This is a genomic window from Pseudomonas sp. O230 (assembly GCF_045447035.1).
Lineage (GTDB): Bacteria > Pseudomonadota > Gammaproteobacteria > Pseudomonadales > Pseudomonadaceae > Aquipseudomonas.
Map to the genome: position 1 here is coordinate 145941 of NZ_JBJGXN010000012.1, position 20238 is coordinate 166178.

Annotated in this window: 14 protein-coding genes; 2 read left to right on the plus strand and 12 right to left on the minus strand. The window is 58.7% G+C overall.

The features are described from left to right. Positions 1-100: 100 nt before the first annotated feature. From ACI77H_RS25760 to ACI77H_RS25770, 3 genes are all read right to left on the minus strand, one after another. Positions 101-499: a DUF4440 domain-containing protein gene (locus ACI77H_RS25760; protein WP_407014435.1), complete on the minus strand. Its 399-nt coding sequence runs from the start codon at positions 497-499 to the stop codon at positions 101-103. A gap of 144 nt (positions 500-643) precedes the next feature. After that, positions 644-1468 carry an SDR family oxidoreductase gene (locus ACI77H_RS25765; protein ID WP_407014437.1) on the minus strand — a complete coding sequence of 275 codons (825 nt, stop codon included), beginning with the start codon at positions 1466-1468 and terminating at the stop codon, positions 644-646. Positions 1469-1501: 33 nt separating this feature from the next. Then, complete coding sequence (locus ACI77H_RS25770; protein WP_407014438.1) at positions 1502-1966, minus strand: multidrug transporter; 465 nt, start codon at positions 1964-1966, stop codon at positions 1502-1504. Positions 1967-2126: 160 nt separating this feature from the next. Between ACI77H_RS25770 and ACI77H_RS25775 the strand changes: the two genes are divergently transcribed. Beyond that, positions 2127-4970, plus strand: coding sequence for an RHS repeat domain-containing protein (locus tag ACI77H_RS25775; RefSeq protein WP_407014439.1), 2844 nt, complete (start codon positions 2127-2129; stop codon positions 4968-4970). Positions 4971-5031: 61 nt separating this feature from the next. Beyond that, on the plus strand, positions 5032-7680 hold the full coding sequence (locus ACI77H_RS25780) for an RHS repeat domain-containing protein (protein ID WP_407014440.1): 2649 nt from the start codon (positions 5032-5034) through the stop codon (positions 7678-7680). A 71-nt stretch (positions 7681-7751) separates the two neighbouring features. Here ACI77H_RS25780 and ACI77H_RS25785 read toward each other — a convergent pair whose 3' ends face one another. The 9 genes from ACI77H_RS25785 to algK all read right to left on the minus strand — a co-directional run bounded on the left by ACI77H_RS25785 (position 7752) and on the right by algK (position 20226). Further along, entirely contained in the window at positions 7752-9203 is a 1452-nt protein-coding gene (locus ACI77H_RS25785) for a mannose-1-phosphate guanylyltransferase/mannose-6-phosphate isomerase (RefSeq protein WP_407014441.1), read from the minus strand. A gap of 213 nt (positions 9204-9416) precedes the next feature. Beyond that, a complete protein-coding gene (locus ACI77H_RS25790) occupies positions 9417-10070 on the minus strand; it encodes an alginate O-acetyltransferase AlgF (RefSeq protein WP_214380748.1) in 654 nt (217 codons plus the stop codon). A gap of 17 nt (positions 10071-10087) precedes the next feature. After that, complete coding sequence (locus ACI77H_RS25795; protein ID WP_407014442.1) at positions 10088-11263, minus strand: alginate O-acetyltransferase; 1176 nt, start codon at positions 11261-11263, stop codon at positions 10088-10090. An 11-nt stretch (positions 11264-11274) separates the two neighbouring features. Beyond that, positions 11275-12840 (minus strand): MBOAT family O-acyltransferase, encoded by a 1566-nt coding sequence (locus ACI77H_RS25800; protein ID WP_407014444.1) that lies wholly within the window; start codon positions 12838-12840, stop codon positions 11275-11277. Between the two features lie 213 nt (positions 12841-13053). Continuing rightward, positions 13054-14175, minus strand: a complete 1122-nt coding sequence (locus ACI77H_RS25805) for a mannuronate-specific alginate lyase (protein WP_407014446.1) — start codon at positions 14173-14175, stop codon at positions 13054-13056. A 7-nt stretch (positions 14176-14182) separates the two neighbouring features. Next, positions 14183-15631 carry an alginate O-acetyltransferase gene (locus ACI77H_RS25810; RefSeq protein WP_407014448.1) on the minus strand — a complete coding sequence of 483 codons (1449 nt, stop codon included), beginning with the start codon at positions 15629-15631 and terminating at the stop codon, positions 14183-14185. Between the two features lie 10 nt (positions 15632-15641). Then, complete coding sequence (algG, locus tag ACI77H_RS25815) at positions 15642-17213, minus strand: mannuronan 5-epimerase AlgG (protein ID WP_407014449.1); 1572 nt, start codon at positions 17211-17213, stop codon at positions 15642-15644. A 26-nt stretch (positions 17214-17239) separates the two neighbouring features. After that, complete coding sequence (locus ACI77H_RS25820) at positions 17240-18724, minus strand: alginate export family protein (protein ID WP_407014451.1); 1485 nt, start codon at positions 18722-18724, stop codon at positions 17240-17242. Further along, positions 18721-20226: an alginate biosynthesis TPR repeat lipoprotein AlgK gene (algK, locus tag ACI77H_RS25825; protein WP_407014452.1), complete on the minus strand. Its 1506-nt coding sequence runs from the start codon at positions 20224-20226 to the stop codon at positions 18721-18723. The genes ACI77H_RS25820 and algK overlap by 4 nt, the downstream gene beginning before the upstream one ends. Between the last annotated feature and the right edge of the window lie 12 nt (positions 20227-20238).

A 20238-nucleotide genomic window follows, 5' to 3' on the forward strand; every position in this document is an offset into this window, starting at 1 on the left:
CTCACTCCCACATTGACCGCGTTCGAACGCTGATTCGTGCAACACCGCCAATCTACTGTGGGAGCGAGAACGGCTTGCCGGCGATGGGCGCGACTCGGTCTCACTCCTTGCAGAACGTCTCATGCAAATGCCGCCAAAGCACCTTGCCATCGGCCTGTTTCTCGAACACCACGGTCGAGCGGCGATCGGAGTGCAGGCCGGTGGCATCGGTCTGTTGCTCGCGGTAACTCACGGTTGCGCCGCCGTCATGTAACGCGAGGCCACGCAACTCGCTGAGCTCGATCCGGAACCCGAGTTTCTTGCCGCCCGCCAGCGTGAACAACTCGTTCAACGCCGCAAAATCGAGGACCCGGCCCAACGGCGAGACCATGGAAAACTGCGGCGAAAAACGTGTCAGCAGATGTTCGAGTTCAGTGGCATCCCGTTCTTCGGCCAGCCATTGCTCGATGGCCACATGGGCCTGGATCACTTCGTCAAAGTATTCGGTGTAGTCGGTCATGTTTTTTCCTGAAATTCTGTGGAGTCTGTTCTGACGCCTTCGCGGGCAAGCCCGCTCCCACAGGTTCTGTTGGATGACATAGATTGCATGCACACGGAAGATCCCTGTGGGAGCGGGCTTGCCCGCGATTGGGGCGACTCGGTCTCAAAGTTGCCCGTTCAACCCGAACCGCTTCATCAGCCCTGACTCCAGCAACCCTTTGGGCAACAACCCGGCCAACAACGGCAATGCGCGGCTGCCATTGCCCAAGCGAATCAGTCGTGGCGGTTTGCCCTGTTGCACAGCCTTGAGCAAACCGGCGGCAAACTCACTGGCCGGCGTCGGGTTGTCCTGAGACGCCTTGGCCCGCGCACGGATGCCTTCGCGCAGCGGAAACCACGGTGACTGTTCGCTGATCAATTGTTCCGCCTCCGCCCCGGCATTTTTGGCAAAACTGGATGCGATGGCGCCCGGTTGCACCTCCATGACTCGCACGCCGAACGGCGCCAGTTCCATGCGCAACGCATCGCTCAAGGCGTGCACAGCGGCTTTCGAGGCGCAGTAGGCACCGGCAAACGGCGTGACCAAAACCCCAGACACACTGCCGATATTCACCACCAACCCTTTGGCCCGGCGCAGCACCGGGAACAGCGCGCGCGTCACGCCGACAATCGCAAACACATTGGTTTCAAACTGCCGCTGCATGGCTGGCACGCCACCGTCGAGCAACGGTCCCATGGCGCCATAACCGGCGTTGTTGATCAACACATCGAGACCGCCGTGTTGCTGGTTAATCTGGCCGGCCAACGCTTCAAGTGCCGCGCCATCGTTGACGTCCAGTTGCACGGCGGTGAACCCGGCCGCCGTCAACGTGGCGACGTCTTCAGCCTTGCGGGCGCTGGCCCAGACTTCATAACCGGCACCTTTAAAGGCATCGGCCAGAGCGCGGCCAATGCCGCTGGAACAACCGGTAATCAACGCAACGGGCATGGCGCGGTCCTTGTGCAGAAGTGAGAAGGGGCATCAGTCGGAGAAACTGCCCTGCAAACGCTCGGCACGAAACTCAAGGGTTTGCGGGCGATAGCCGGGACGCAAGGGCGGCATGGGCAGGCAATCTTCCCAGTTCGCCCCGGCTTGCAGTTCGCCAGGGCCGCGATAACGCGGTGCGGCGTATTGATTGTCGGCGAGGTTGACCGTATCGCCCGGTGCATAGGCAGCGATACGCCAGCGCAGTTCGGTCAGCGGCACGTCGTTGCCGTTGTTCATCTTCAGTTGCAACGGGCGATCGGCCGGACACTGTTGCGGCGCGTAAGTGATGCGCAATTCAAGGCGTGCCAATTGCTTGACCTCGCGATTGTCCAGCCAGATCACCCACGTGGCTACCAGCCCCAATCCGATGGCGGCCGCCACAGAAACGGGCAGGGCCTTGGACGGGTAACGCAGCAACAGGATCAGCCAGGTGATAACCAACAGGACGCCGATGAACATGTCGCACAACCTCGCAGAAGAGAGGCTCATCCTACCTAAGGGCGGGTGTGCTTGGCGATGGGCGTGGTGAGGGCGACCGTTTGTCGAACCTGTAATTTGTGACAGTAGCCAGCCTTGGGTTTTCAGCATTAGCTAGTGAAAACCAGCCTGAAGGTGCGCGATGCTGTCCCGTTTATCGGCCATACACCGCAACACTCCCAAACTGGCGGTCGCTGAACCGCGCGGGTTGGCGGTACGTTCGGTGGACTATTACCGTGCCGCCGTAGATGAGCCTTGCGAAAGGTGGATTAACCACACCGTTTATGACCCGGCGGGGCGGGCGGTTGCCCAACGGGACCCGCGTCTGTTCCAGGAGGCGATGGCCCCGGCCAACCTGAGTACGATCCACAGTCTGAGCGGCACGGCCTTGTGCACCGTCAGTGTCGATGCCGGTCTGCGCTTGAGTCTGTTCGGCCAAGCGGGTCAACCCGTTCACACTTGGGACGGTCGGGGTTCGCAGCGCTGGATGCTTTACGACCATCAGCGGCGATTGACTGCGCTGTTCGAGCACGCCGCGAATGGCGAGGCGGTTTGCGCGGAGCGTCTGACTTATGCCGCCAACGCTCCTGCGTTCGCCGACCACAATCAGTGCGGCCGATTGATCCGTCATGATGAGCCGGCAGGCACGCTGCTGTTTTCGACGTTTGGACTGTCGGGCGGGTTGCTTGAGCAGACTCGGCACTTTCTTCGCTCGCTGGCATCTCCCGATTGGCCAGAGCCCGTGAGCGAGCGCGATACAGCGCTGGAACCGGGGCCTGGCGCGACCACTCGCTCACACTTCAACCCGCTGGGCGAGGCCGTTGAACAGACCGACGCCCAAGGCAACCGTCAGTTTTTCAGCCACACCGTCGCCGGCCAGTTGCGCGAGGTTCGACTGCAACTACAGAACGACACCGCGCCGAAAACACTGGTCAGTGCCATCCAGTACAACGCCCATGGCCAGACCGCGCGGGAAGTGGCGGGCAACAGCGTGATCACCACGCTTGAATACGCCGAGGAAGACGCTCGCCTGAGTCGCTTGCACGCCAGGCGCGGCAATGATGTCCTGCAAGATTCCCGTTATGGATACGACCCCAAGGGCAACGTGCTGCGCATCGAAGACGCCGCCGTGCCCGTGCGCTACTTCGCCAACCAGCGTATCGATCCGGTCAACCTGTATGCCTATGACAGCCTTGATCAGTTGAACTGCGCGAAGGGCTGGGAGGCCGGCGGCGCGAATAAAGGTCCGCAATTTTCGTCGTTTGATGACCCTGCCCCGCGAGGCAATTACCGCCAGACCTATCGCTACGATCTAGGCGGCAACCTGTTGGAACTCACCCACGAGGGGCCGCAAAACCATGCGCATCGTCTGGTCGCCGCGCCTTCCAGCAACTGTTGCCTGCCAGTGGTCGAGGGCGTGGAGCCAGGCGAAGAGGACTTTCGCCGGGGCTTCGACGCCAACGGCAATCTGCTGAAGCTGAAACCGGGACAAACCTTGAGCTGGGACCTGCGTAACCAGTTGTGCGAAGTGCGGCCAGTTGAGCGTGACGGCGCCCCGAACGACAGTGAGCGCTACGTCTATGGTGCAGACGGCATGCGGGTGCGCAAAGTCCGCTCGACGCAGACCAATGCTCGAACGGTGATTGCTGAAGTGCGTTATTTGCCGAACCTGGAACTGCGTACCCGCAGCGGCACGGGCGAAGTGCTCCATGTGATCACCGTCCAGGCCGGACGCAGCAGTGTGCAGGTCCTGCACTGGGAAACGGCGCCACCGAAGGGCAGTGCCAATGATCAATACCGGTTTTGCCTGGGTGATCATTTGGGCTCCTGCACCCTGGAGCTCGACAACGACGGTGACGCGATTAGTCAGGAACGGTATCACCCGTTTGGCACTACCGCCTGGTTTGCCGGGAGGGGGGAAGTTGAGGCGAGTCGTAAAACGATTCGATATTCGGGGAAAGAGCGGGATGCGACGGGGCTTTATTGTTATGGGTTTCGGTATTACGTGGCGTGGTTACAGCGTTGGTTGAATCCGGATCCGGCGGGAGACATTGACGGCCTTAATTTTTATGCCATGTTGATGAGTAATCCGGTGAATCATACGGATCGTTTTGGTTTGTCTGGTGGGGACGCGGACTCTCCTGCTGGTAATACAAGTCGTTACGGCCCGAGTAGCGAAAAATGGCGAATCGCGATTTCCAACCTCCGCTCCACGCTATTTTCTGAAACACGCCCTACAGCACTTGTTCATCCAATGCTGGGGAGTAAGCGCGATGTCAGGACAGCGACGGAAGTGTTGTCTGATCCATCACGTATAACGGATCGCTCACATCAATTCAGAGGCGTAAAGTATTTTTCTGCGGAAGAGCGTAAATCCTATGTGGTTTCCGTGCGTAACAAGCGGCTTCATACAGCAGATGGGCTACTTCTGACTTCTTCTGCTGAGGGGACGCTGAGAGGCAGAACAATTACCCGGGAGACCCGAAGCACTACCTCGGCGGCTAATTGGAAAACTACTCAGATGGCTTATGTGCTTGGATGGAATCCAGACTCTCCGAATGAAAAGCAATTACTCATCTTTCAACATAAAGTAAATGAATTTCATCACTCCAGCGGTTTTTCCGGTGGCAGAGTACTTGATGCAGGAATGATGACGATTTACAAAGGGAAGATTGCATTTATTGAAAATAAGAGCGGGCATTATAAGCCGCATATGGAGCAAAAAATGCACACTTTGAAATTTTTAAAGCAATCAGGGGTGGATCTATCGAGTACCTTTGTTTCAGAGCGTATTCCAATGGGACATGCAGTCCCCGGCGATCCGAAATCTCCGCTTGTTGCAGATTTTGAATATTCGGATGTCTATCGTGCAGATGATTTTTATAAAAAGCGTGGGGAAGGAGAAGTGTCAAGAGCCCCTGACTTTGATCCGGATGATCCGAAACATTTCCAGTATCAAACACAAGTGTATTGGCCCGGAGTTTAGTTTTATTTGTTGCTCAGCGAGTTTTTAGCGTTATTTTTTCAAAGTTACCGGGTTACGAGCTATGCAATTTCAACAACAGATAACGCATCGCCATACCCCAAAGCTGATGGCCATTGATCCGCGTGGTCTGGCCTTACGCTCAGTGGATTATTACCGCGCCGGGGCCGGTGACACGGCAGAAGCGCATGTCGAACGCACAACCCATGACTTGGCGGGAAGGGCGGTCGCGCACTGGGATTCGCGCCTGTTTCAGGAGGCTTCAGCGCCTGCCAACCTGCGCATGATTCATGGCCTCTCCGGCACGGCTCTGTGCACCGTCAGTGTCGATGCAGGTTTGCGCGTGAGCGTGTTCGGCGAGGCGGGTCAACCGGTTCAATCCTGGGACGGCCGGGGTTCGCAGCGCTGGATGCACTACGACGATCAGCTGCGATTGAGTGCGTTGTTTGAGCAAGCCAAAGAGGACGAAGCGGTTTGTGCGGAGCGTCTGACTTATGCGGCCAACGATCCGGCGTTGGCCGGTCACAACCAGTGCGGCCGACTGCTCAGCCACGAAGATACTGCCGGTGTTCTGCTGTTTAACGACTACGGATTGACCGGCACGGTACTTGAGCAAGCGCGGCGTTTTGGCGAGAGCGTGCAGTCTTTTTCAACGAATTCACGTTTCAACCCACCGGGAGATCTGCTGTCGCGAACCGATGCACAAGGTAACGAACAACGCTTCAGCCAGACCGTGGGCGGTCAGTTGCGCGCCGTGGATTTGCGTCTGAGCAACGCGCCCCAACACCTGCCGATGGTCAGCGCCATCACCTACAACGCCCACGGCCAGGTCGAGAGGGAAGTCGCCGGCAATGGCGTGATCACCACCCTCGAATACGCCGCCGAAGACGGACGCCTGCAACGCCTGCTGTCCCGACTCGGTCAGGCTGATCCGTTGCAGGACCTGCGTTATACCTACGACCCGGTCGGCAATGTGCGAAGCATCGAAGACGCCGCGCTGCCGATCCGCTACTTCGCCAATCAGCGCATCGAACCGGTCAGCCATTATTTTTATGACACGCTTTACCGGCTGATCGAGGCCACAGGCTGGGAGGCCGGCTCGGTCAGGCATGGCCCGTCATCGGCGATGACGGCGGACCCCGCCATGCCCGGCAACTACCGCCAGACCTACCGTTATGACACCGGTAACAACCTGCTCGAACTGACCCACGTCGGCCCGCAAAACCACGGCCATCGACTGGTTGCGGATGCCCACAGCAACCGCTGCCTGCCGGTGCGCGATGGTATCGAGCCGGGTGAGGGCGACTTCCGCAACAACTTCGATGCCAATGGCAACCTGCTGAAGCTGCAACCGGGACAGACGCTCAGTTGGGATCTGCGCAATCAATTGTGCGAAGTCCGGCCGGCGGAGCGCGACGGTGCCGAAAGCGACAGCGAGCGTTACGTTTACGGGGCTGACGGCCTGCGCGTGCGCAAAATCCGTTCGCTTCAAACCAATGCCCAAACCGTGGTCATCGAAACGCTCTATCTGCCCGCTCTGGAAATCCACACCCACAGCGGCACTGGCGAAGTGCTGCACGTTATCGACGTAGCGACCGGGCGCGGCAGTGTGCGGGTGCTGCACTGGGAGGCGGGAAAACCAAATGAGATCACCAACAATCAGCAGCGCTACAGCCTGACGGATCATCTGGGCTCGAGCACGCTGGAGCTGAATCAGGACGCCAACGTCATCACCCAGGAACGGTATTACCCGTTTGGCGGCACGGCGTGGAGTAATGGCGAAGCGGTGCAGGTCAGTTACAAAACCGTGCGGTATTCGGGGAAGGAGCGGGACGCGACAGGGCTTTATTGCTATGGGTTCAGGTATTACATGCCGTGGTTGCAGCGATGGTTGAATCCCGATCCGGCGGGGGATCTGTATGACTTGAATTTATTTTGCATGGTCAGAAATCGACCGTCTGTTTTTCGGGATGAGCTTGGACTTGCTCCTATATTAGGAGAAGGCCTTGAGGTGCAAGAAACTACAGGCGCCCTAGGCGGAGTTGATTTGGAAAAACCCAACGAAATCGAGGTTGTGTCCTACCGTGTTAAAGATTTGGCTGAACAGTTGGCTTTAGCAGATGAGCGCTCTCAAGGCAGAGCGGAACTTGTAGATAAAAAGTTTACCCATAAAGTTGTATTGAAGACAATTGTAATGACTGAGCCGAAAATCAAAGACCCTGATAAAGAAAGAGTCAGCAAGTATTTTAATGAGGTGAAGGGGCACGAGTGGGAGTTTAAACAAAACTATAAATTTCCAGATTCTGGCAAGATTTTCGCCAACGACATTTTCAGAAAGCAGTATAGGGTGGCAGCAGCAAGAAATAGTAATTTCGGTGAGCTTCCAAGTTTTATTCGAAGGTCTAAAGTTAAAAATCAAATCACTTTGGATAAGACGCGAGGACTTGAAAATAATAGCCCTGAGCTGATGGAAGCTTTTTTTCAAACTCCGAATGGAAAGTCCACAACACAGGTCATGCTGGATTTTGGCTTGCTCGCTACGGGTGTAACAATAGAGCCGAATGGTAAGGATCTTGATTTTTTAGTGGCAGTTAAGCCTGTAGGTGCTTATGAAATTGTTATTTCTACTAAAAGGAAACCACCTGAAATTAAAAAAAATTCGGTGGTCAGTTTGAAGACTCAGATGGATCGAGGTATTTCTCTTGGTAAGTAAAAAGCCCCCATCCAACCCACTGCGGATAGGGAACGCAGTGGTCTGGACGGGGGCTTGTTTTTACCAACTACTTACTGCGCGATGGTTTTCACCGAAACGCCACGCTCGATCGGCGTAGACCGACCATAGATATCTTCAAACCGCTCGATATCGTCCTCACCCAGATAACTACCCGATTGCACCTCGATAATCTCGAGTGGAATCTTGCCCGGGTTACGCAAACGGTGAACCGAGGCAATCGGAATGTAGGTCGACTGGTTCTCACACAGCAGGAACACATTCTCGTCGCAGGTCACTTCAGCTGTGCCGCTGACCACGATCCAGTGTTCGGCGCGGTGGTGGTGCATTTGTAGCGACAGGCACGCGCCCGGTTTGACCGAGATGTGCTTGACCTGGAAGCGCCCGCCCATGTCGACCGAGTCGTAGGAGCCCCACGGACGATAGACTTCGCAGTGGTTCTGGGTTTCGCTGCGGCCCTGTTCGTTGAGGGTGTTGACCATCTGTTTCACGCCTTGGACCGAGTCCTTGTGGGCGATCATCATGGCGTCCTTGGTTTCGACGACCACGATGTTTTCCAGGCCGATTACCGACACCAGTTTGCCGTTGCCGTGGATCATGCAGTTTTTGCTGTCCTGAATGACCACGTCGCCTTTGGTGACGTTGCCGTTGACGTCTTTGTCATTCACTTCCCACAGCGACGCCCAGCAACCGACATCGCTCCAGCCTGCGGTGAGTGGTACGACGCAGGCGCGCTGGGTTTTTTCCATGACCGAGTAATCGATGGAATTGTCCGGGCAGCAGGCGAAGGTGGCTTCGTCGATGGTGACCGTGTCGGCGTCCTGTTCGCTGCGCTCAAGGGTCAGCAGGCAGGTGTCGTAGATGTCCGGATCGTGTTTTTTCAGCTCTTCGAGGAAGCGGCTGGCGCGGAACAGGAACATGCCGCTGTTCCAGAAATAACCGCCGGACTGGACGAACTCGGTGGCGCGTTTCACGTCGGGTTTTTCAACGAAGTGCGAGACACGGCTGACGCCTTCCGGCAGCAGCGAGTCGTTGGTCGACTTGATGTAGCCGTAGCCGGTTTCCGGTTTGGTCGCCGGCACACCGAACAGCACCATTTCGCCGTTTTCGGCGGCAACGGTGGCCAGGGCCAGGGCGCGTTGCAGGGCTTTCTGGTCTTCCAGTACGTGGTCAGCCGGCAGCACCAGCATCAGCTCGTCGCGACCTTCGTTGATCAGCATCATCGCGGTCAGGGCCACGGCCGGCGCGGTGTTGCGGCCGAACGGTTCCATCAGGATGCGCTGGGTTTCCAGCTTACGGTTGCTCAGCTGCTCGTTGACGATAAAGCGGTGGTCTTTGTTGCAGACCACGATCGGGGTGTCCATGCCTTCGAACACCAGGCGTTCCAGGGTTTGCTGGAACAGCGTGTGTTCGCCGGTCAGGGCGAGGAATTGCTTGGGGAACTGCTTACGGGAAAGCGGCCAAAGACGTGAGCCACTACCACCTGACAAGATCACCGGAATCATGTTGTTACTCCTTGAAAATCGTATGGGTCAGAGCTACTGCGTTCTGTCGTTTCACTCTTGTTCTTATTCCGTGTCCGGACTGACATCCCGGTTCAGGGTGGGAGCGGGCTTGCTCGCGAAAGCGGTGGGTCAGTCAACATCTTCGTTGAATGTGAAACCGTATTCGCGAGCAAGCCCGCTCCCACAGGGGGATGCGTCAGTCAGGCAAAATGTTTAGCGCGTCGAAACCGGGCGTTTTACCCAGACTGGCGACAGGCTGCTGCCGTTGCCGGTGACGTACAGCACCGCCGCTTCACCGCGTTCCAGGGCAACCGGCTTCACGTCGCCCACTTTCGTGGCGCCATCGTATAGGGCCAGGCTGACTTTGACCGGGTTGATTTCACGCTCGCCACGGCCCTTGGCGGCCACGGATGGCACCACTTCGGTCTTGCCGTCAGCGGTTTTCAGGGTCAGGGCCTTGTCGCTCAGGTTCTGTACGCGAACCAGGGATTTCTGCTTGTTCTTGAACGGCGGCTCTTCGATCAGTTGCGGCGCGCCGCTGGCGTTGTTGACCAGGGTGTAATAGTGATCGCCGGCCAGTTTCACCGGCAGGGTCTGGCTGCCGACCTTGGCGCTGTAGTCGCCGCCCGGCATGAAGCTGAAGTCGGTGCTGGACAGCGGCGCGACTTCGGCCAGGTTGGTGCTGCCGACGGTGGCGCTGACTTCAGCGTTACCGGCGTTGTAGACCCGCACGAAGCTCGAGCCTTTCGGTGCGGTCGGGCCGTAGAGCGCGGCGTCGCCAGCGAAGGCGGACATCGACAACACGCTCATGCCTGCAACGAGTGCGAAGGTCTTGGCGAGACGGCGAGGAGTAGTAGTGAAAGTCATGGAAGTACCTCTCTCTTTCAGTTTTGCGCCCGGTCGGGCGTCTCGGATTTAGTGTTTGCGGCTACGTTTTGTTGGCGGGCGCCGGCTTCTTTGAGCTCTGCGACCCACTGCGGGTCGGCGTCGCCGATTTCGTTGTTCACAGGCAGATAACGTTCAGGAAACTCCCAGATCAGCACCTGTGGCGGGCTGTTCTTGAAGGCATCGCTTTTCAGGTAGCTGAGCATCGGCTGAATCGGGCCATGGCCGTCTTCGGCGTAATTGACCACGTCGCTGTGCAGCGCTTGTTTCAGCGCACCGACGAAGTTCCAGTTCGGGTTGGCGCTGTAGCTGGTGCCGATCAGGGCCACCGGCACTTCAGTGTTGGCGAACAGCGCGTCATCACCGCTCGCCTGATCGTCGGCCACCACGGTGTTGCGTTTCTGCAACGGCTCGGTCGCCGGCATCAGGTTTTCGAACAGCGGATCGAGCGGCAGGAACAAACGCAGGTCACCCTTGTGGGTCACTTTCTCTGCCGGCTCGGTGACGAAGCGCTGAGGCTCGCCGCTGAGTGGAGTTTTCTCGGCGATGGTCTTGGCCAGGGTCTCGGCGGCAATTTGCGCGCCTTCCGGCGTCCAGTGGGTGTCGGTGCGCAGGAACACTTGCTGACCGTTGAGCTTGCCCTTTTGCAGCGGGACGAGCAGGTCGGGCGCGATGATTTTGTTGGCCGCCACACGAGCGTGGAAGTCTTCATAAAGGTTGGCGTGAATGCTCGAAGGCTTCACCTCACCCAGGTGTTCCGGATACAGACGAGTCTTGGCCGGCACAATCGCCATCACCAGTTTCACGCCCTTGGCTTTCAACTCTTGGCGCACGCCTTCTACGAGTGCGTAGTTACCTTGCAGGTTCAACTCTTCGTTGACGATCGGGTTGAATTCCTCATCGCTGTACAACCACTGATCGCGACCGAGCACGACGCCCGGACGACCTTCGTTGAACAGTTTGAAATCCAGCGCGGCCCAGAGGTTGGTGCCCAGGCGCTTGATCGGGAACTCGTCGTCGTAGTGCGTTTCGACAGCCTTGGCCCAGCGGCCATTGAGCACTGTCGCGTCGGCGTGGGTGCTGAAGCCGAAGAAGCTGCGCGTCGACCACAGGCCCAGGACCAGCAAGGTCACCATAAACAGGCTGATATAGAAGATGCGTAATGAGCGGGTCATGGTCAGATCCCTCAGAACTGGAAGTAAAGGAACGGCGAGAAGCTTTGCGCCGAGAGTTTGAAAATCGAGGCGATAAACAGCACCAGTACCAGCGTGCGCATCACGTAACGGGACCAGTCAGCGGTCCAGTAGGCCGGTTGCACGGTGGCTTCAACGCCAACGGTGTAACCCGGTTCGTGGATGCTGGCCGAGTTATCGCCCGGTACGGCTTTGATCATTCCAGGCGTCGCAGTGGCCGGGCCATCGGCCTCGACGTTGACGGCAGGCTTGGTCTTTTCCGGTGGCAGGTTGCTGTAGAAATCACGAATGCCGAAGAACGCCAGGGTCATGTAAGCCACCACCAGAGTCGCGACTTGCAGGCCGGTGAGGCTGGCCGCGTTGAGTTCCGACAACGACCATTCGCCGAAGCTGAACATCGCGCCGTACATACGGCCGGCGACGTGCAGGTTTTCCGAGCGGAAGATCACCCAGCCCATGACCACGAGCAGGAAAGTCAGCGCCCAGCGGATCGGGTTGATGCTGCGCGGCGAGGTGTTCAGGCCCAGGGCTTTTTCAATTGCCAGCCACATGCCGTGCCATGCACCCCAGACGATGTAGGTGATGTTCGCGCCGTGCCACAGACCACCGAGCAGCATGGTCAGGAACAGGTTGCGATAGGTCATCAGCGTGCCTTTGCGGTTACCACCCAGCGTGATGTACAGGTAGTCACGCAGCCAGGTGGACAGGCTGATGTGCCAGCGCCGCCAGAACTCGGTGATCGACTGGCTGATGTACGGCTGCTTGAAGTTTTCCATGAAGCGGAAACCCATCATCAAGCCCAGGCCGATGGCCATGTCGCTGTAACCGGAGAAGTCGAAATACAACTGCGCGGTGTACGCCAGTGCGCCGAGCCAGGCATCGCCCGTGGTCGGGTTCTGCAAGGCGAAGCAATGGTCGGCGACCACCGCGAGGGTGTCGGCGATGAAGACCTTCTTGATGAAACCCTGCATGAACCGCGTGGCACCTTCGGAGAACTTGTCGAGGGTGTGGGTGCGGTTGTTGAACTGGTCGGCGAGGTCGCGAAAACGCAACACCGGGCCGGCGATCAAGTGCGGGAAGATCGCCACGAACGCCGCAAAGTCGATCAGGTTGCGCGTTGCCGGCGTGTCGCCGCGATAGACGTCGATGATGTAGCTGATGGACTCGAAGATGTAGAACGAGATCCCGATCGGCAGCAGCACGTGAGTCAGGATGAACGGCGACAGACCGACCGAGGTCATCATCGCGTTGATGCTGTCGACGCCGAAGTTGGCGTACTTGAAGTAGCCAAGGATGCACAGATCGACGGCCACGCCCAGGAGCAACCAGCGTTGTGCCGGTTTGGTCCGAACGCCAGCGGCGCCGACTTTGAGGCCGATCCAGTAGTTCCATAGCGTGACAGCGGCGAACAGCGCAAGGAAGTCCACGCGCCACCAGGCATAGAACACGTAGCTGGCGAGCAGCAGCAGCAGGTTGCGATAGCGTATTCCGCTCAAGTAGTACATGCCGAGAAAGATCGGCAGGAACAAAAACAGGAACACGTTGGATGAAAATACCATCCCGGTCTCTCCATGTTTAACCAACAGTCAAGGGCCGCAGCCCCCCCAAACCCCCCCACGAAAAACCGGGGGGCGTAACACACAAAAACTCAAACTTGACACCGACCCTGTGGGAGCGGGCTTGCCCGCGATTGCGGTCTGACATTCAACTTTGATGTCGACTGACCCACCGCTATCGCGGGCAAGCCCGCTCCCACAGGGTTATATGTTTGCCTAAGAACCTTTGCCTTTCTCGTTGGCCGGGTCGTAGACCTTGGTCAGGTCACCCCCGAGGCGGAAAGTCTTGAACGGCTGCATCTCGTGTTTTTTCTCGAGCACATCCGGTGAACAGGTGTAGAGCGTGCAGAACGGTTCGAGCCAGGCGAATTTCGAGTCGACCTTGAGGTCGGTCATGTCCTGTTCCTTGCCGTTCTTTTTCTCGAAGATGTCCGGGTCTTTAACGCCAGCCAGCACTTGGTCACCCAGGCGTTTCAACGCACCGTTGTTTTCCTGACGCAAATCCACACCGTTGACCTGCGCAAAACTGGCGATCATCGCCAGCGGCGGCAGGGCGTAGTTGTGATAGGCGAGGGCGCGTTGCTGGCGCTTGAGTTCGTTGGGCAGGAAACCCTGGGCGTCGATTTGATTGGCGGCGACCTTGAATTCCTTCACCGACCAGTCGAACAGGTCGCGGCGGTTGGTGGCGATGGACGTCGCCATCACCGACCAGGCGGACCAGTACGAGTGGTTGTTGGTTTTTTCCAGCGGCAGGTTGTCCCAATCGCTGACCACCTGATCCGCCATTTTGCTGAACCAGGCTTCAATCAACTGCGACTCTTGCTGATGGTTGGCCAGCGGATGCGAGTCGGAGAACTTCAGGCGCAGGTACGAAGACGCCATGCTGCCCAGCGCCCATTTGCGCATGGACTTGCCGGTGTGGTTGAAGTCCTTGGACATCAGCGCATCGGCCTTGGCCCACGCGGTCAGCCAGTTCAGCGTGCATTCGAGCTGTTCCGGGCGACCATCGCGCATGAACTGCATCACGCGCTTGCTGGTGCCGCGCTCAATCTTGGTGATGTCGGCGGTGGTGTCGCGGAAGGCTTTTTCCGATGCCTCGTTCAGGGTCGAACGGGCCTTGTCGGAGCCTTCGTACTTGCTGCGAAATTGCAGCGAGCCGGTGTACGGCGTCGGCATCGCGTCACAGCCATCTTTGCTGTCGCCGGTTTTGACTTTTTCAATCGGCGCAAAGTAGCCCTGGGGTGGACGCAGGGGCGCGGCGGCCTGCGTGGCGCCGGCGAACATGGCCAGCGTCAGCAGGGAGGGCGCCAATAATCTTTTCAAAGTTCGGGTTTGCATAATTGCCTCATTGCCCGGCCTGAGCGGTGCGTTGCTCGGCGCCTGGGAACACGTTGCGTTTGCAGATTTTCGCTTCGACTTTCTGTGGCGCGGCACCTGCTTCAGGGCCCTGGACTTCGACGGCCAGCAGATTCTGCGAGGCCCAGTCTTCGTCCGTGCGTAACTCAAAGGCGAAACGCCCGTCGGTGTCGGAGGTTTCCGGTTTCTCGATCTTGATGTCCTCGTGGCGACCGTTCATGTACCAGAGGGTGGCTTGCAGGGTTTTCACCGACGGATCGGCGAAACGGATGTCAACCTGGTGACTGCTGTTCTGCAAGTTCAGGTTCTTGCTGTTGACCATCAATTCGTTCTTGCCCGGTTTCAACGTGGCACTGCCGCTCATCTGTGCATCCTTTCCTTCGCAGCCGTTGTCCAGCAACGCCATCATCTGGCGGTAGATGGTTTCCTGGTCGAGGCGATAGAGCGGCGAGAATTCCCAGATCAGAATCTTCGGCGGCTTGGTCTGGAACTCTTCGCTGCCCAGGTACTGCAGCATCGAACCTTCCAGGCCACCGCCGGGGAACGCCACGTTGAGGATGTCGGCGCCGATGGCCTCTTCGAGGAAACCGGCGAAGTTGTAGTTCTTGCCACTGTGGCTGGTGCCGACCAGGGTGATCTCCGGATTGCCGGAGTCACTGAACAGATCGCCGTCCGCTGCTTCGCCTTTTGGCTCGGTGGTGAATTGATCCATGTACTGGATCGCGTAGCTGGTGCCACAGAGTTGACCGGCCATGTTGTGTAACGTTCCGGTCTTGCCCATGCGACCCGACTTATGGCTCTCGAATTCGCGCTTGGGCACGTCGGCAAATGCAGGCAATTGCTTGATTTTCTCGCCGACGATTTTCGCCGTGCGCTGCGCGCCATACGGCGTCCAGTGCTGGTCGCCACGGAAGTAGAAGTCGTGGGCGGGCAGGGTGTCGGGCAGTGATTCATTGGTCAGCGGCGACAGGTCCGGCACCACGTAACCCATGGCGGCGAAACGGCCGAGCATGGTCTTGTAGTTCTTCAGCGCCTTGTCGAAATCGAACTTGGCCTTGTCTTCCGGATTGAGCTTGTTGCGGTTCACCAGGCCACGCGTGGGTTGGTAAACAACAACGAGCTCCACGCCTTTGCTCTTGAACGCATCGTGCAGTTCTTTCATGCGTTTGTAGCCGGCCGGGGTGGTGTCGAATTCGGTGCGCAAGTCTTCTTGCGTACGGAACAGCCAATCGCCCTGAGCCTGCACCAGCGTGGTGAAGTTTTGCTGATAACGCGTGGTGTAGTTCTTCGCGTCGTGGGCTTCGGGGCACAGGTTGCAGCACGGTTCGGCGCTGAATGCCGGTGCTTTGACTTCATCGGCACGGACGCCAGCGCTGGCTGCGAGAATGCCGGCGGTCAGGGCCGACAAGCTGAGTAATTTGATCAAGTGTGGGTGCATAAAATTATCCTCAGTCCCGCATTTCGGTCTGGCGTTCGACAGGGTCGATCAGCACGGCTTTCTGCTGGCGCACCAGCAGGTCGAGAATTTCATCCTGACGCTCGCCGAGAATCCCGTTGAAGCTGATGCCGCTGGATTTGGTTGGGGCGAGCATGGACACGCGATACAACTCGACACTCAGCGGCGAGTCGATGGACAGCGGGCCGCTGCCGTTACCGGCGAGTTCGCCGCCAACGATGATCAGCGACACCTGGGCGTCGAACGGGTCGAGCTTGATGTCGCGGTCGGTGTCGCTCAGGTCCTTGATGTGGCCGTAAACGCCGGTCAGTCCGTTGGCCATGGCCAGATTTTCGTAGAGGCGGATGTTCACGCTGTTACGAATACGAATGCCGTGACGCTTGTTGCTGATCACCTTGTTGCCCCACAACAGGTTGTCGGCACTCTCGTAGAGGGTGATGCCGTCCGTGTGGTTCTTGTAGATCTCGTTGTAGGCGATCAGGTTGTTGACGCTGTTACGGTCGATCACCAGGCCCGAAAGCTTGTTGTCGTAGCTGCGGTTGTTGAAGATGAAGCTGTCATTGACCTCACGGGAGATGATGATCCCGTGCTTCTTCTTGGTCCCGTAGACGGTGTTGTCAGCGATGATCAGACCGTGGGAACGGTCATGCGGGTCGATGCCGTAGACGATGTTGTCTTTGTAGGTGTTGCCCTTGACCACGAAGTCGCGGGTTTCGTAGCAGTAGAAGCCATACCACATGTCCGAGAACTCGGAGCCGACGATCCAGCCGCTCGGTTCAGGGCGCTTGAGCACCTTGGCCATGTTCGGCGTGTACTGGGAAATACTCACGCCATAGGACTTGCTGTTGGCGTAACCGAAACTGGCGATCTTGCTGTTGGCGATGTAGGTCTGGGTACCGCCCCAGGACAGCAGGAACGGACGGAATTCCTTCGGTGACTTGAAAGCCGCCGGGCCGTTTGCCTTCTCACTCCAGCCAGTGATTTTGGTGTCACGCACAAACAGCTGACCGTCGTTGACCAGGAACGAACCGGCCTCTTGGGACAGGCGCAATTCCTGGGTCTGCTTGTCGATTTCGAGGATGCCTTTCTCACCGACAACAATCGGTAACTTCGCCAGGAACACCCCCGGCGAGGTTTCGCTGAAGTACTGCTTGGGCAGCTTCTTCGCCAGGTCCTTGAGGTTCATGTAGCCGTCGTCGATGAAAATCGCCTGCGGGATGCCGTGCTGACGCACTACCCACTCGGCCATTTTGTTATCGCCACCGATGAAGTCCTTCAGGGCGTTTTCCTGCATCATCCGACGCACGCTGATTTTGCCGGCCTTGGTACGCACGACTTTCGCGGCGATGGCTTCGGCGGTGTAGCCGGAGGTGTCCGGCAGTTTCGGTTTTTCCAGATCCAGCGGCGCGGTCGGGGCGCTGCTGACGGTGTAGGTCTTGGCCTGCTGTAATTCCTTGGCCGTGGTGGGCGGCTTGACCGGTTCCACAGTGGCGAAGGCAGCCGAGCTTGCCAGCAGCATCGCGCCGGCCAGCAAGGTCAACGAGCCTCTCTTCGGACTGTTCATGTCAGGAACTCCCTTAGCGGTTCGCATCAGAAGCGCCAGATCACGTCGATAAACGCGCGGTGCATGTACGAGTCGACTTCTTTGCCATAGGCATCGCCCGGCTTGAACACGCCGCCACGCAAGCGCACGAGGGCCGACGGTTCGTCGATCGACTGGCTCAATGCGGCAGGCAACAGGCCTTGCTTGAAGTACTTGGTGACCACGAGGTCCATTTCCTGGCCGAGGTCTTTGCTGCCATCTTCCAGCGGCAGGGACGTGCTGGACAGAATCGCGCCGGTTGGGTCGGTGTCGTTCTCGACGGCGTTGATGCCGTTGCTGCCGACTGGCTTGTTGCCGTCGACGCGCCAGAACTTGTGGTAGATCACGCTGGCGTCGTATTCGTCGTTGAGCATCCACGAACCGAACAACGTAGCGGTCTGCATGTTGTTCATTTCGCCACGGAACGCTTCGCCGAAACGGTGAACCCGCGAGCGCGTACCGGTGTAGTTCGAGCGGTTGCTTTCCAGGCCGTTCTGTTCGTAATCGGCGCTGGCGCGGGCATAGGCTGCACCGACTTGCCATTGCGGGTCGAGGCGCAGGCGCACACCGATGTCGGTGGCCCAGCCGTTGAGGTCTTCACCGCTCTTGGCTTCGGTCGGGCGGGAGCCGTCGGCGTTGAGCTGATTCACCGTGTCGGTGTCGCCGCTCATGCCGGTGACGCTGCCCCAGTAATTGACGGTGTTGGTGTTGCGGTAGTTATAGGCGTCACTGTCAGCGGTGAGGCCGAGCCAGCTGATGTCGCCGTTCTGTTTCTTGTCCAGCGAGTCGCCGGCCACGCCCGGTTCCGGGTAGTCGAGTTTGCCGTCATCGTGGGTGTGATGACCGCGAATGCCGACCCAGTTGCCCGGCGTCCACTGGTACGCCGCATCGGCGTAGAGGTGCAGGCGATCCTTGTCTTTCGGTGCCAGTTCCTTCAGGTCGGTGCGGTATTCGCTGAAGCGTTCGGCGACACCGACGTTGGCGCGTAACAGGGTGGTGTCGAAGGTCCAGTTCAGGGCTTCGATGTTGGTGTCGCGCCATTGTCCGTCGTCGTTGCGCAGGCGTTGGCGACCGAGCTTCAACTGCTCGCCCGGATACGGCGTGAGGCCGCTGTAGCCGACCCAGAATTCGCGCATCGCCAAGTAGTTTTTCTTGGTCTTGCGATCACCGTTGTCGGTGGTCTGGGTGCCGTCGTTGTCGGACTGCTGCAAGGTGTCGGTTTCGATGATGTCGGTCGACGTCACGGCCTGACCCATGGCGTAGGCGCTCCACGCGCCGCTTTCGCCATAGACCCATGGACGCAAGTCGAGACCGACGCCGCTGACGTCGCCGCCACTGGCGGTGCCGAGGTCACGGTCGTCTTCGGACTGGCCGGTGACTTTCACGTCGAGACCGTAGTTCTGGGTTTCGGTCAGGGCCGCCAGGGTTGGGCACGACCACAAGAGGGCGAATGACAGGCCAATGCCGGCCTTCACGAATGGATTCAACTTCATAGGGATTCCTCGCCGTCTTCTTCTTGCAGGGCATGCAGTTCCAGCGTGTTCTGGCTCAAGGCACCACGAACGGCCTGTTCTTGTTTCAACAGGCGTTGGGCCTCGGCCAGCTGGGCAGGCGGCAGTTGGGCTTCGAGTGTTTGCGCAAGTTCGGTGGCTTGCGGAGTGTTCTGGGCCTTGGCCAATTGGCTGAAGACATAAGCGTTAAGCGGGTCGGGCTTGGTGCCCTTGCCTTGGGAAAACAGTTGGGCGATGGCGAAGTCGGCGCTGTTCTGGCCGTTGCGCGCAGCGGTCAGCAAGTGATCCAGTGCCTTCTGCGAATAGACCTTGCCCAGGTAACCACGGCGATAGATCTGGCCGAGGTAATAATCGGCGGCGACTTCCTTGCCGACGGCTTTCTGGAAATGTTCTTCGGCGACTTTCGCGTCGGCCGGCACCCATTTGCCTTCGTAGTACAGCTTGCCGAGCAACAGTTCGGCGCGCGGCTGGTCAGCGGCGCGGCCGTTGTCCAGGTACTTCATCATCGTGTCGACGTCGCCGAGTTCCGGGAAGTCGTAGAGCAATTGCGCCAGGCTGACCCACGAAGCGGGATAGCCGGGGGCGATGTCTTCGAGCAGCGACTGAGCGGTTTTCTCGTCGGTCTTGCCCAGGCTTGCATCACCGAGCACACGAGCGACGCTGTCCACGCGCTGAGCGGAAACGGTGCCGCGGGTATGCGCCGCTTGCATCTGCTTGATCAGCTCGGCCTGCTGTTCCGGTTTGCCTTGTTTCTGGTAAACCGTGGCCAGCTCGACGTAGCAGATGTCGGTGGTGTTCAACGCGGCTTTGCAGATGGTGACGACTTCGTCCAGGTGCTGGTCGTAAGTGCCCTGGGTGCGATAGAGCAGCACCTGGGCCAGACCCGCTTCCGGTTTGCCTTCGGCGCGCCACTGGCTGATCTGCTGTTGCGCGTTGACGTTGGGGAAGCTGTGCGGGTATTGCAGGTACAGCATGGCCAGCGGAATCAGCGTATTGCCTTCGCCATTGGCCGAAGCTTTTTTCAACAGGGTTTCGGCTTCGTGCTGTTCGGCTTCGGTGGAACCGGGTTTGGCCACCAGCAAGCGACCCAGGCGAGCCTGAGCGCGCGGCGAAACGTCGGCCGCGGCGCGGTAAGTCGCCTCGGCCTGCTTGATCTGCGCCGGGTCGCGGCTGTCGACCTGGATGTCGGCGAGGCCTACTTGGGCCTCGCTGTAGCCCAGATCAGCCAGTTGCTTGTAGTTCTGCTGCGCCAGCGTGGTGTCGCCGCGCTTGAGGGCTTCATTGGCCAGGCGCTGGTCGGGCAGGCCGGCACAACCGGCCAGGCTCACGGCCAGCGCCAGCGAACAGAACGCGTAACCCATGTGGGAGCGGGCTTGCTCGCGAAGCAGGCGCTGCGGTGCATCAGGCAGACCGCGTTGTTCCCTTCGCGAGCAAGCCCGCTCCCACAGGGTTTGCGGTGTTTTCAAGAGACTGATAATGGTCACAGGCATGTCCTC

Bases quoted from the DNA above. Each gene is read 5' to 3' on its own strand.
- ACI77H_RS25760 (WP_407014435.1), bottom strand. From the start codon at position 499: ATGACCGACTACACCGAATACTTTGACGAAGTGATCCAGGCCCATGTG.
- ACI77H_RS25765 (WP_407014437.1), bottom strand. From the start codon at position 1,468: ATGCCCGTTGCGTTGATTACCGGTTGTTCCAGCGGCATTGGCCGCGCT.
- ACI77H_RS25770 (WP_407014438.1), bottom strand. From the start codon at position 1,966: ATGTTCATCGGCGTCCTGTTGGTTATCACCTGGCTGATCCTGTTGCTG.
- ACI77H_RS25775 (WP_407014439.1), top strand. From the start codon at position 2,127: ATGCTGTCCCGTTTATCGGCCATACACCGCAACACTCCCAAACTGGCG.
- ACI77H_RS25780 (WP_407014440.1), top strand. From the start codon at position 5,032: ATGCAATTTCAACAACAGATAACGCATCGCCATACCCCAAAGCTGATG.
- ACI77H_RS25785 (WP_407014441.1), bottom strand. From the start codon at position 9,203: ATGATTCCGGTGATCTTGTCAGGTGGTAGTGGCTCACGTCTTTGGCCG.
- ACI77H_RS25790 (WP_214380748.1), bottom strand. From the start codon at position 10,070: ATGACTTTCACTACTACTCCTCGCCGTCTCGCCAAGACCTTCGCACTC.
- ACI77H_RS25795 (WP_407014442.1), bottom strand. From the start codon at position 11,263: ATGACCCGCTCATTACGCATCTTCTATATCAGCCTGTTTATGGTGACC.
- ACI77H_RS25800 (WP_407014444.1), bottom strand. From the start codon at position 12,840: ATGGTATTTTCATCCAACGTGTTCCTGTTTTTGTTCCTGCCGATCTTT.
- ACI77H_RS25805 (WP_407014446.1), bottom strand. From the start codon at position 14,175: ATGCAAACCCGAACTTTGAAAAGATTATTGGCGCCCTCCCTGCTGACG.
- ACI77H_RS25810 (WP_407014448.1), bottom strand. From the start codon at position 15,631: ATGCACCCACACTTGATCAAATTACTCAGCTTGTCGGCCCTGACCGCC.
- algG (WP_407014449.1), bottom strand. From the start codon at position 17,213: ATGAACAGTCCGAAGAGAGGCTCGTTGACCTTGCTGGCCGGCGCGATG.
- ACI77H_RS25820 (WP_407014451.1), bottom strand. From the start codon at position 18,724: ATGAAGTTGAATCCATTCGTGAAGGCCGGCATTGGCCTGTCATTCGCC.